The following is a 12,104-nucleotide window of genomic DNA, read 5'->3' as shown; positions in this document are numbered from 1 at the left end:
GCGGCCTCTTTATAACGTACTGGGCGTGTAAATAATGCGTAGCGTACCGGTGTAATCCCCGGCATTTTTGCTGCTGGCGGCAAAGGCAGGCGTTTTCAGGATAATAGGGGCGGGTACGCACAGTACGCCCTCGCGCCCGCCGGGCAGCACGACCTGACGCAGATACTGTGGATCGTTGGTGCCTTGCCAGACCACGGTTTTACCGTTAGCGACAGTTTCGGTTGCGCCAGTGATGGGATTGGTGACAAAGACCTGATAGTCGAGACGATCCCGCGCATCGGTCTGACTTCCGCCACGTCGCCGGATTGAAAACGCGCCTTCGGCACGGCCTGAAGCGTTGAGCTCGTTGTCCTCAAACCGCAGATAAGTGCGAGTGCTGGTACTGTTTTTTCCGTCGTACAAGCACATATCCAGCGTGTTTTCCCCCTGGATCTCGCTGCCGCCGGGCCGCCCCGGGAAGTTGGTCAGGTTGAGGTTAACGATAGGCGTTGAGTGTGGAAATGCGGGCAGATAAATCTGCTGATTACCCGGATCGACCACCTCAATGCGAATATTTGCCTGCCAGTTGGCGATGGTGAGATAGCCAGGACATCCGACATTCACGTCATTGAAGTTCCCGCTACAGTCGGCGCTCTCCCATTGACGCAGGTTCTGCTTCAGGGTGGCGGTCCAGATGCCCGGTAGGGTGAGCTTATCCAGTTCGCTTTTCACAATATAGAAATCGAAGTAGGGTTCTCTGTTCCAGGCTGCAATAGTAGTTGTCCCCCCCGCGACAAAACTGGCAAAGGTAAAGACTTTGTTACTGATAAACAGGTAGTGATCGCCATACACCTGGATATCTACTGTTTTGCGGGTAAGGGCATGTGTAAAACGTAAATTGATGGCATAAGGCGCGGCCGGGTTCGCCGAGAACCACACCGGGGCGGTCATACAGGCGCCATAGGTGGTATCGGTACGGGATAAGCAGGTCAAGGTATTGCGTCCCCACTTTTGCGGATCGGCGGCATCATAGCCGCCTGATTCATGAAGCCAGATATCGAAACGCGCGGGTGGTGCCATGCGATCGTAGCTTATACCGACGCTGGAGTTTCTTCCGGCCGGGGCGCCGGCCAGCGTCTGGCCAGCCCACAGGAGCAGGAAAAGTAAAATAATAAGGCTTTTGTTCACATCACTTCCCTTTAGTGAGGTTGTCTGCGTTCATGGCAGTCGGGCCGGTCGGCACGCTACGTCCGGCGAGCATTAGCTGCGCCTGTTGCTGGACCGTATCCGGCAGGGCAGAGAAGGTTAATTCCCGGCAAGGGATCGACCCGACATAACGCACGACGTCGCGCATACTCTTCACGTTTAGCGCGCACTGATAAAACTGCTGCTGACGCACCAGGTAGAGGTTATGCAGCAGAGCGTTGCTTTGGGCGCTAAACCCGCCGTTGCCAAGGTCGCTCCAGCCGTTTACGTTCAGGGGCACGCCGCCAATAAACGGCGAATGTTGTTCGTCGGTTAACTGGCCGAGCCATGTGTAGCTTGCGGTGGTTTGCACGTGCCGACGGAGCAGTTTGCCTGGCACCATAAACAATGTTCTGCTGCCGGAACCTTGTGTGATTTCACTGCTGGCACCTCGGGAGACATCCAGCGATTCGTTAATCGTCAACGTCGTCTGCTGATAGCCAGGCACGGCGAAGAGGGCGCGGCTATTGCCTGGGATATCTGCGCTGCCGCCGTTATCCAGCGACACAGCGACGCGCGGATCCTGGGAATCTTCCGGCGTGGCAACGTTAACCGCGATGGCTGAAGCAGGGCGTCCGTCGCTCCAACGGCCCAGCCACAGGCCAGAGCGAGATAGCGCGAGCGTTGAACTGTAATTGCCGCTGCTGCTCAACGTATGACGCCCATCCTGACGATCCCAGGCGTCGCTGACGGTCAGACTACCGTTGCCATAGCGTCCGCCCTGGCGCGTATAGGCAGAGGTATTGAGCGAATCGCTGTTAATGCCTGACGCGCTCAGTCCATACTCATTTTCACCACGTGCATCGGCATACCAGTTGTGCGCCACGTTGTAGCTCAGCTGGTTTTTTTCATGCTGCTGGTGCTGCCACGTCGCGCCCAGCGAGGTATAACTCGTCGCATCGCCCTGACGGTTATGCGCCATTGACAGGCTTACGCTCAGGTAGCCGCCTTTATCCCTACCTGCGCGGGAGTCATCGTTTCGCATGAAAAGGTTAATGCTGCTGTTGATGTTCAGGCCGCGAGCGTTGAAAGCTGTACTTAAGCCGCCCTGCCAGGCCCGCGTGCGCGAGCGGGTCATATAAACCGACTCCCATGGCAAGCCCGCATCGTGGCGATCGTCACTGTCCGGGAGTTCCCGACGAGCAACGTAACGTCCTTCGTTGCGGTTATCTGAATACCCCAGACTCGCGTACCAGGTGCCGACAGGGACGGAGAACATGACCGACAGGCTTCGGTAACAGCCATTCACGGCGTCAAACCCTGCGCTTCGGGTATTGCAGTTTTCTGCTGATAACGCGTTGCGATAGAAGCTCAGTGAAAAACCGTCGTTATAGCTGATTTGCTGAATATTTCCGCGTTGACCTTCGCTGCCGTATAGGTAGCTAAAGCGGGTACTTAGCACGCCATCGATCGGGCCGGTGTTGAAACCACGGCTCCAGTCGAGCGCATTTTCCAGAAAACGCTGGTTTTTTTTTATTGTTGCGCCGCTGGTCAGCGCCAGCGTCGGAGTGACAGGCAGGCGGATGCCCGCTTGCGCGACCGCGCTGCGTTCGTCGTTTTGATCGTTATTGTCAGTTTCGCCTGCCTGCAGGAACCACTCGACGCGATCGAAAGGTGTAATGCCGGTTCGGGTAAACGGTACCTGCTCGGTGCGCGTCAGCCGGTTATTTTCATAGACGGACAACGTCACGGTATAGCTCCCGTCCGGGAACGAACGGGTGTCCAGGGTTTGCGCCCCGGCATTCAGATAAAAACTGGCCAGCAGTTGATTACCCCGGCGGGCGTCGATACGCGCATCATGAGAAAGCAATACGGTGATAGGCGTACCCTTTGACTGCTGAACCGGATTGATCCATGCCCTTGTTGAGCCTGTGCGCAAGCCGCGAATTTTACCCAGCGGCAGTTGGCTGAGATTGATATTCCCGCCGGCATTGCTGAACAGATCGCGAGTGTCCATCTCGCCCAACTGAACATAGTATTGGCGCCAGATATCCTGACGAAACCAGGCATTGTTGACGGTTATCTCCTGTTGCTGCTGGTGCTTCGAACGTTGCCCCATCCAGGTCCAGTCGAGGTTAAAGTAGCCGTCCTGGGTGAGTGCCAGCGCGCCATTGCCCTGAACGGTGGCTGACTGGTAATCCCTGTCGGCAACAAAATTGATATTCTGCTGATGGATTAACGCATTCTCGGTGTCCTGCGTGGGCTGATACCACTGGCTTTCAGTGGTTTGTTTAGGCAGAAATTTCTTGTCGAAAAAAAGATTAATACGGGCGTTATTTTCATCATAGATAATGGCCGCGCGCTGGGTATCAAGGTAATCGCATCCCGTTGCGGAGCCATTGCTGCTGCATGCCAGATTGCCGTTACGGGCCAGTGGAACGGCCAGGGCTGCAGACACGGTGGCAACGAGGGCAGGATCGTCATTAAACTGCCGTTTGATGGCCGTGACCACGGTTTCAGGCGCGACAAAACTTACTGTTTCAAGCGTGATATCCGTTTCAAAAAGGCCAAGCGACTCGCCATAGAGATTGACTTCTGTCCACAGGCGCTGTGTTTTCGCCAGATCTTCAAAACCTGCCGGGACGGCCATCTCTGCGCAGGCGAGTTGGATGGATGCGGGTAACAAAGCAACTAAGAGGAGAGTATTTCTGTGAAACGCCATGACCGAGCCTCGACATCATCCTGACGTCAGAGGGTGGGCACCCTCTGACGTTATTCCTTAGGTACTGTGGTGTTACGCACCGCCTTCCGTGGTTGTCGCCTGCGTCAGCATCAGGCTGACAACGCCGCTGTACTGACCGGTTTTCAGAATGCCTTTAGTGGTTTGCGAAATGGTCAGCGGCAGTACTGCGGAACCGTTTTCAATGCTGCCAGGGAACAGTTCAGTTCCGGTAAATTCAGCATCGGTGGTAGACAGTGTTTTATCACCCAGAATGACCGTCATCGGTACAATCTGGTCACCATCCGTGTTGGTGAGTTTTGCCGCACTAACGAGGCGCACTTTGACGTTGCTGGTGGCGGAGTTAGACCACACCTTGGTGTTAAGACGGTAGCTTTCCAGACCACGACCAGGCAGGTACTGCATGTCGATGCTGGCCGGCAGCGGCGTGTTATCGGCCTGGGTCATATCCAACTGTGAGTCAACGCTGGCGTTAACGGTAATATCTTTTTGAATTGCCAGCGCGCTAAAGGACGAGGTCATCGCGGCAACGATCATCAGAGGTTTAATATACTTACGCATTGATATCTCCATATTTACAAATGAGCACCTTGGCTCTTTCAACGAACTACGTGGGTTTTTACTGTGATGTCGTGTTATTGCACGACGGGTAAGTCAGCTTCTTCAGCGGTTTTATTTACCCAGTTGAAGTAGCGGAATTTATATTTCTGGCCATGGCTCATTGTGAGTGTTTTTAATTTCCGTTCAGTGTCCGGATAAATCGTCGCGTCTTCTTTTATCCATTTACACGATGAATTTGCATCACAAATACCAATCTCTCTGAGCGGTACACGCAGCGTGCCATTGTTTTTTAACGTCCCGCGGCGAGGGTCGAACGACAGTGAAATTACGTTTTCTTCTGGAGCAATATGGACCAGTGCGCCCCAAATCACGTTGACGCCCAATGTTGCCATCGCGGCAGGGCTTTCAGCCTTGCCCGGAATAATGCTGTCAGGTTGTTTTACCCCTTCAAAATAGACGCGCCAGGTGGTCTCTTTTTTCGGAGGCATAAGCGATACCAGACGAACTACGCGCATCGCGCCGGCCGCGAGGGCAAATTTTTCGGGCGTAACCACCACGCCATCTTCTTTCCATGACGCCACATCAATTTCTTTTTCCTGAGCCGTGCCGGGATTAAGAATTTTCTTTTGCCTCACCCGAATGAACTGAATATCATCCGTTTTTGAAGCCACCTTAATTTGCGCCGCACCGGAACTGTCTACATTCAGTTCCATGGGATACACGCTCATATTGGCCATTGTCATTTCTGAGAAAAATGGCAATGACAGCGCGGCGACATAAAAGGCGGTTGTCATGCTCACTCTTTTTTTCTGTTTCACAATCAGTCTGCCTGCTCTGAGTTTAAAGGCGGCGCGTTAACACCAGGACACCGTCTGCTTTCGTATCGCTTCAGGGCAGGGAAACTTTAACCAGAACAGCGGTTTGTGAAAATTTGTATTAGTTAACTCGTTATATACAGTTTTTTATCCTGCTTTTTTGGCTTTAAGGTTGTATAGTTAAGCGAAAATACCGCGGCCAAGGATGGGAAGAAAATTCCTTCTGATGAAAAAACAAGCAGATCAGGAGGTGGTTTTCATGTCGATGTACCAGGGAATAAAAAGCATGCGGTTACAGCCGAGAATAAAAGATGTTTTTTATATGCAATAATTCGTTGTTATTTGATCCTGAAGCACATGCAATAAGCCTTGTTGGACAACCTGAGACTGTATTAACACTTTCGGCGCCAGCCGTTCGTCTTTTACAGGAATTTATTAAACACCGAGGACGCGACCTGAGCCGGGAGGAATTGATCACTCGCGTATGGGAAGAGTTTGGCTTTACGCCATCCGGAAATAATCTTAATAAAGCGGTAAGCGAACTGCGTAAAAGCTTCCAGTCTCTGGGAGAGGGGCACGAATTTATCGTCACTGTCCCGCGCTATGGATTCCGTTTTGATGCCGATGTGATTTTTCAGCCTGGTGAGAACATTCAAGCCGCTGAGCCGCAATCCCCTTCCATGCAACCAGACATACAGCCCCGGCGCACTTATCTGAAAAGGTGGTTGATTATAGCGACATTGATCGTCGCAGCGTTGGGGGCGGGCATTTACCTTAGCCGTCCGCAGGAGATAACCGTTCCGGCGAAATTAAAGCAGGTCGAGGAAAAAATCGCACGTTGTAGTGTCTGGATTATCAACGATCATGGACGACCGTTAGTGCTCTCGAAATTAGCTGAGCGACTGGAGGCCAATAACGTGGCTTGTGAGCGCGAGGAGTACGATATTTATTATTTCAGCGCTCGTTTTTCGCTCGCCACCGCCGATGAAATGTTCATCGGTGCCTGCCCGGTCAGTAAAACCAGCCTGTGCAAGACTATTCGCTATAAAAGTGGGGCCGAAAAATGAAAATAAGGCTTCTTTTTGGATTGGGCGGTGCTGTGGTTGGCGGCGCGCTGGCGCTGTTTTACTATTGCGGCGCGGTCGGCAAAAGCGATGTGCTGGCCTGCAGCACTGAATTTAACTTTACGCGCAATGAGGGAAAAACAAGTGAAGTGAAGGTCAATACCATTGCCCAGTTCTATTTTCATCGGGACGGTACAGGCTTGACCACCTACAAAGGTGCAGCAAGAGCTGGGGGGCAAAATTTGATTATTGACAGGGATGTAGACTTTACGTGGGAGCGGCGGGACGATGACAACGTCATTGTATTGAGTTACACCAAAACCTGGCGTCGACACAATGACAACACCCCCGATGCCCAGTGGGGAAGCTTTGCCTGGCCGACCGCTCGCTACTACCTGACGATTTCTGAACTTTCACCCGCCGTGTGGCTGATTCAGGACCGGCGTTATCCTACCTATATCTGCCGGAGTGAATAAGGTATAAAAAAAGAGAATGCCAATGGCATTCTCTTTTTTCGTATCAGTGATGCTGCTTAATCGCGGCTGGCGAAGCCCAGAATGCTCAGCAGGCTGACGAAGATATTGTACAGCGAAACGTACAGGCTAACAGTGGCGCGGATGTAGTTGGTTTCACCGCCACGGATGATATTGCTGGTTTCAAACAGGATTGCGCCTGAAGAAATCAGAATAAACACCGCGCTGATCGCCAGATGCAGTGCCGGCAGTTGCAGGAAGATATTCGCAACCATACCGATCAGCACAACCACGATACCTGCCATCAGCATCCCGCCGAGGAAGGACATATCTTTCCGTGTGGTCAGCACATACGCAGAGCAACTGAAGAAGACCAGCGCCGTACCACCCAGCGCCATGCCGATAACGTCACCCATCCCTGCAGACAGGTAGGTATTCAGAATTGGCCCCAGAATGTAGCCCAGGAAGCCGGTAAAAGCGAAAGCTGACAGAATACCAACGGGTTTATCCGCCGTTTTGTAGGTCAGGAACATCAGACCATACATACCCACCAGCGTCAGGATCAGTCCCGGAGAAGGCAGCATCAGCACCGTACTGGCGGTCGCGGTGATCGCCGAAAACGCCAGCGTCAGGCTGAGCAGGAAATAGGTGTTGCGCAGCACCTTATGTGTGCTGAGTAGCGATGTACGATCGCGCGAAGAACTAATAATACGATCCATGAGTCACTCTCTTATGACAGATGTAATTAATGATGAAGGATAATGAAATCAAGGGGAATGACACAGCGGTTTTACCCATCTTTACGCAGTTTAACCCGCCAGGCTTAAGCATATTATTTCAGCAAAAGCTCCCGAATCAGATGTTAGCACTGTATGTGTAAAAATGCCTGTTAGATATCGGCCAGGTTACTGAAAAATATTGCGTAATTCCCGTTTCTCTCTGACAGTGACAGCGGTGTCATCATAAACAGAGCAATAAGGTAAAGGGAATGACTCAAGATAAAACGAAGAGATTTACATTTACGCTGTTGGCTGTCTGTTTGATGTCGGTAAACGGCGCGGCGAGGGCGGCAAATGTTCCGGCAGGAACAGTACTTGCAGAAAAACAGGAACTGGTCAGAAACAACGGCAGCGAACCGGCGTCGTTGGATCCGCATAAAGTCGAAAGCAACGTGGAGTTTAATTTAATCAGCGATATGTTCGACGGACTGGTAGCGGTTAAGCCGGATGGGTCTATTGAACCCCGTCTTGCCGCCTCCTGGGAGAATAAAGGTAACACCGTCTGGACCTTTCATTTACGTCCGGGCATAACCTGGTCGGATGGATCGGCTATCACCGCACAGGATGTCGTCTGGAGCTGGCAGCGCCTGGTCTCGCCGCAAACGGCTTCACCATATGCCTCGTATCTGGGCAATATGCACGTGGCGAACGCGGTCGATATTGCTCAGGGTAACAAAGATCCCGCTACGCTAGGGGTCAAGGCCCTGGATGATACCACGCTGGAAATTACCTTAACGCAACCGACAGCGGCATTTTTGGCGATGCTGGCGCACCCGTCGTTGGTCCCGCTCGATAAAGTGCTGATTGGCCGTTTTGGCGATAAGTGGACCCGCCCAGAGCATATTGTCAGCAGCGGAGCGTACAAATTATCGCAGTGGGTGGTCAATGAGCGCATCGTTGCCGAGCGTAACCCGCATTACTGGGACGATCGGCACACGGTCATTAATAAAGTCACTTACCTGCCTATTAGTTCAGAGTCTGCTGACGTGAACCGCTATAAGGCGGGTGAGATTGACATTGTGTATAGCGTACCGGTCAATCAGTTTGCACAGTTGAAAAAGACCATGGGCGATGAACTCCATGTCTCGCCTCAGCTTTCAACCTATTACTATCAGTTCAATACGACCAGAGCGCCCTTTAATGACCCGCGCGTGCGTCGGGCGCTGAATATGGCGTTGGATAAAGACATCATTGCGCAAAAGGTGATGGGCCAGGGGCAACGTGCGGCGTGGGTTATCAGCCAGCCTGAAATAGGTGGGGTACAACTGCATGCGCCAGAGTATGCGTCGTGGCCACTCGACAAACGCATTGCTGAAGCTAAAAAACTGCTCACGGAGGCCGGGTATGGTCCTGACCATCCGCTGAGCTTAAATCTGCTCTACAACACCTTCGAAACGCACCAGCGTATTGCGATTGCCGCATCGTCAATGTGGAAGAAAAATCTTGGCGTTGAGGTGAAGCTGCAAAATCAGGAATGGAAAACCATGCTGGATACTATGCACACCGGTAATTTTGACATTGTGCGCTATGCGTGGATAGCCGACTATGACGATGCCTCTAGTTTCCTCAATATTTTCCGCACCGGGGACAGTGAGAATACCACCGGGTACAGTAGCCCCGCCTTTGATGAAGCGATGCATAATGCAGCGAAAGCAAGTTCACTGGAAGAGCGAGGTAAAGACTACCAGCAGGCTGAAGATCTGTTAGGTGAGGATGTACCTGCTATTCCGATTTATCACTATGTTCGCACTCATCTGGTGAAGCCGTGGGTAGGAGGATTTGCGCCGGATAACCGCGGAAATTACTACACCAAAGATATGTACATCAAAAAACATTAAGCGTGGTAGCCGCTATTTGTGCTGAATAAATGGCCAATTTGTTTTTATTTCAGTCGATTAACACTATTTTGGCTGTTTTTCAGGCAAACGAACACATTGGTACTTTACAGGTCCGTTCGGGATGTTTATAGTGCGCCTCATTGGAAGCGTGGCCGAGCGGTTGAAGGCACCGGTCTTGAAAACCGGCGACCCGAAAGGGTTCTAGAGTTCGAATCTCTACGCTTCCGCCAAACATGAAAAGGGGTTACCGAAAGGTAACCCCTTTTTGCTTATAAGGGAAATGCGAAAACTGTTACTGTGAGAGTTGGTAATGTTACGTCGCCTGGAATTGGTAACTGAAGGGCCTAACCGAGTAACCATCATACTTACCACTTCAGCCCAGGCGAGCTCTGGGTAACTTCTTTTTCGCTGGATATGATTGCTGCTGACTCTTCGAAAATAAAGCCCTCAACATTAAGTGTGAGGGCTGGTAATAATTAATTGTTATATTTTCCTAAAAACACGATGGCGTTATTGTCCGAAATGAATAATGTATAATATTCATTTGATGATACCGGCTTAATACCTTTTTTTATCATATCAGATAGTCTATTTTTGTTTTCTTGCTCATCCCCATAACCATGAAGGGTTTGCGTGAACCCTTTGTTGACCAATTGATATGACGCTAAAAACTCAGTGGCGGGAAAAACGAAATAGCCTATAAGTGGTTTATTATCTATTAATAATTTTGCTCTTTCATTTTTATTCAATTGGCCTACAGTACCAATGGAAGCGATGTCTTTATGAGTGGCAATGTCTTGCGCAATCATGTTAAAAACAAAATCTTCATATTCTTGTTGTGACTTCATAGCGTTGCTTAATTGAGCGCTAAAAGCAAGCGAAGCAATGACTGGGATCAGTGCAGCGTATTTAAAACGAGGAGCGAAACGCATAATCGGTATAGCAATTATAACCAGTATAACTGAAAACGAGACTAAAGTACGGGGAAGTACTGGTGCGTCCTGAAGTAATAATGTTGGTCCCATAAGTGAAATAATGAATATTAAAAAGGAGATAGCGCCATACAAAATAAATGTTGCTATTTGCTTAATATTAGTACGGTAAGCAATGAGCATAAACACGCAACTGATAAGTATTGGGATTGCGAAGTAAATGTAAACCGGGTGATAGAGATAAGAAAGAACCATTTCTTTTAAGGCAATTAATGTTTTGGCTAGATGCTCCAATCCACTCTGGTCTGGATGTATTAATTCTGCTCGAGAGTTATTTTTGGGCGAAAAGAAAAGCATATAGATAAGAAAAAATGATATGAATAAAATTGTTTTCTTGCATAAGAAAAATATCGATTCCTTGATCTTTATATCTTTTTTTGTTGCGATGATGATTACATCAATTGCAAGCAAGCCAATAAAAATATTGGCACATGGTTGATATAAGGTTAAAGATAATACGCCAGTTACTAATTTTGTTGCAATCTCTATCCTCTGGTTTTTATTTTTATAGGTATATGCAATCACCGCAAGGAAAAAGGCAATCGACATTCCGAGACTATCATATCTGTACGCAATATTCTGCAAAATGAATGGATTGAATATTAAAAGTGCTGCCACCATGTTTGCGTTCGAAATGTCTGATTTAAACAGGTGCTTACTGAGCGCAAGCGAAGATGCACCTAAGAAAATACATGATGCGAGCATTGTATAAGGAAACAGGTCAAGGTTATAGTGCCCACTGGCAGAAAAAAACCTTGTTAAAATATCTGCAAAAGGTCGACCTAAACCACGCCAGCCGTAATATCCAGTTATAGATCTATCTAAGTCATCTCTATAATATATGCCTGCCTGGATTAAGGGATAGATAAACAACAGGGCTAATCCTGAGTAAATAAACAATGCTTTTTTATCGTATCTGGAGAACATTTTAAATCCTGTCTTGTTTTTTAACTATATAGCGTGGCCGTTGTTTGGTTTCGATGTAGATTCTACCTATGTACTCACCGAGCACACCGATACCAATTAACTGAATCCCACCCAGGAAAAGGATTGAAACAATAATAGATGGGTATCCCGCAACCGGATTTCCCCAAAAAATCTTGTCTATAATCATCCATGCACCGAACAAGAAGGATACGGCGGCTACAAAAAAACCAATGTAGGTCCATATCCGCAATGGAAACGTTGAAAAACTGGTAATACCCTCCAGGGCAAGATTCCACAATTTCCAGCCATTAAATTTTGATTTACCAGCAATGCGTCCTGCTCGTGTGTACTCAACAACATCAATACTGCCACCGACCCAGCTAAGCACACCTTTCATAAAGAGATTACGTTCCGGCATAAGTTTGATGTTATCAACTACATCGCGGGACATAAGTCTAAAGTCACCAACGTTTTCTTCGATCTTCGGATCGCTTATTTTATTGTGTAATTTATAGAACCACTCAGCGGTTTTACGCTTCAGTTTTCCATCCGTGGAGCGGTCTGCACGCTTAGCCAGCACAATATCTGCGCCCGCAAGCCACTTATCGACCATCAATGGAATTATTTCGATTGGATCCTGTAGGTCAACATCGATCGGAATAACTGCTTCACCAGAGGAACGCTCAAGGCCTGCAAAAATTGCTGGTTCTTTTCCAAAGTTGCGCGTAAATGAAATGGGGACGACGAGCTT

Annotated in this window: 10 protein-coding genes and 1 tRNA gene; 4 read left to right on the top strand and 7 right to left on the bottom strand. The window is 49.4% G+C overall.

All coding sequences use genetic code 11. The annotated features are described in order from the left end of the window. Positions 1 to 9: 9 nt before the first annotated feature. From KQJ18_RS03325 to KQJ18_RS03310, 4 genes are all read right to left on the bottom strand, one after another. Positions 10 to 1,167, bottom strand: coding sequence for a CfaE/CblD family pilus tip adhesin (locus tag KQJ18_RS03325; protein ID WP_216421410.1), 1,158 nt, complete (start codon positions 1,165 to 1,167; stop codon positions 10 to 12). A gap of 1 nt (position 1,168) precedes the next feature. Beyond that, on the bottom strand, positions 1,169 to 3,886 hold the full coding sequence (locus KQJ18_RS03320) for a TcfC E-set like domain-containing protein (RefSeq protein WP_216421409.1): 2,718 nt from the start codon (positions 3,884 to 3,886) through the stop codon (positions 1,169 to 1,171). Between the two features lie 72 nt (positions 3,887 to 3,958). After that, positions 3,959 to 4,465: a CS1 type fimbrial major subunit gene (locus tag KQJ18_RS03315; protein ID WP_069323274.1), complete on the bottom strand. Its 507-nt coding sequence runs from the start codon at positions 4,463 to 4,465 to the stop codon at positions 3,959 to 3,961. Between the two features lie 74 nt (positions 4,466 to 4,539). Then, the gene (locus KQJ18_RS03310; protein WP_069323275.1) at positions 4,540 to 5,283 is read right to left on the bottom strand and encodes a fimbrial protein; all 744 of its coding nucleotides are present in this window, start codon (positions 5,281 to 5,283) and stop codon (positions 4,540 to 4,542) included. 332 nt (positions 5,284 to 5,615) lie between these two features. Here KQJ18_RS03310 and KQJ18_RS03305 point away from each other — a divergent pair, with 332 nt between their 5' ends. Then, positions 5,616 to 6,347 carry a winged helix-turn-helix domain-containing protein gene (locus tag KQJ18_RS03305; RefSeq protein WP_233638666.1) on the top strand — a complete coding sequence of 244 codons (732 nt, stop codon included), beginning with the start codon at positions 5,616 to 5,618 and terminating at the stop codon, positions 6,345 to 6,347. Further along, positions 6,344 to 6,820, top strand: a complete 477-nt coding sequence (locus KQJ18_RS03300; protein ID WP_038639481.1) for a hypothetical protein — start codon at positions 6,344 to 6,346, stop codon at positions 6,818 to 6,820. The genes KQJ18_RS03305 and KQJ18_RS03300 overlap by 4 nt, the downstream gene beginning before the upstream one ends. A gap of 56 nt (positions 6,821 to 6,876) precedes the next feature. Here the strand turns inward: KQJ18_RS03300 and yccA are convergent, their stop codons facing one another. Continuing rightward, positions 6,877 to 7,536, bottom strand: coding sequence for an FtsH protease modulator YccA (yccA, locus tag KQJ18_RS03295; protein WP_003035917.1), 660 nt, complete (start codon positions 7,534 to 7,536; stop codon positions 6,877 to 6,879). Between the two features lie 269 nt (positions 7,537 to 7,805). Here yccA and KQJ18_RS03290 point away from each other — a divergent pair, with 269 nt between their 5' ends. Continuing rightward, positions 7,806 to 9,434 (top strand): ABC transporter substrate-binding protein, encoded by a 1,629-nt coding sequence (locus KQJ18_RS03290; RefSeq protein ID WP_087857535.1) that lies wholly within the window; start codon positions 7,806 to 7,808, stop codon positions 9,432 to 9,434. A 142-nt stretch (positions 9,435 to 9,576) separates the two neighbouring features. After that, positions 9,577 to 9,664 (top strand) — tRNA-Ser (locus KQJ18_RS03285). A gap of 246 nt (positions 9,665 to 9,910) precedes the next feature. Here KQJ18_RS03285 and KQJ18_RS03280 read toward each other — a convergent pair. Together KQJ18_RS03280 and KQJ18_RS03275 are read right to left on the bottom strand one after the other, a co-directional pair. Continuing rightward, entirely contained in the window at positions 9,911 to 11,353 is a 1,443-nt protein-coding gene (locus tag KQJ18_RS03280; RefSeq protein ID WP_193157016.1) for a glucosyltransferase domain-containing protein, read from the bottom strand. A gap of 1 nt (position 11,354) precedes the next feature. Continuing rightward, positions 11,355 to 12,104 (bottom strand): glycosyltransferase family 2 protein (locus KQJ18_RS03275; protein WP_216421408.1); only part of this gene is annotated, 750 nt, incomplete at its 5' end.

The sequence above is a fragment of the Citrobacter sp. S55_ASV_140 genome, assembly GCF_018919505.1.
Classification (GTDB): domain Bacteria; phylum Pseudomonadota; class Gammaproteobacteria; order Enterobacterales; family Enterobacteriaceae; genus Citrobacter; species Citrobacter werkmanii.
This window is presented reverse-complemented; position numbering and strand designations above follow the sequence as displayed.